This window comes from Dellaglioa sp. CoH-57-MRSF-18 (assembly GCF_056781995.1).
The window spans coordinates 1-279 of sequence record NZ_JBXAXX010000206.1 but is presented as its reverse complement, the minus strand read 5'-3'; the positions used below and the strand labels follow the sequence as shown (position 1 = coordinate 279).

Annotated in this window: 1 protein-coding gene; it reads left to right on the top strand. The window is 55.6% G+C overall.

Going from position 1 to position 279, the window contains the following annotated elements; genetic code table 11:
* Positions 1–71 precede the first annotated feature (71 nt).
* Positions 72–279, top strand: a 208-nt coding sequence (locus AC1RPG_RS08730; RefSeq protein ID WP_481762593.1) for a hypothetical protein, incomplete at its 3' end; no start/stop codon positions are given.

Sequence of the window (279 nt, the reverse complement as noted above, 5' to 3'; positions counted from 1 at the left end):
CCTCGGACGGGACAATATATGCAGCAGGTAACGCATTTTCGTACGTAGTGCAGAGCACGGGCCTCACTAACATGGTGATCGCCCAATCCGTGGTAACGGTGCCCGCGACGGTGCCCCCATCACTCGAAGGTCAGAAGTATCAGCTGCGCTACACACTGGAGCTTCCTCAAACAATAGGCGCACAGATCGACCCGACTACAGGTTCTGCCGCGCAGTCACGTTTCTATCAGTTTGAGAATTTGCGTGTCGTTGGCCTAAACACGGTACCGCTCGGCACAC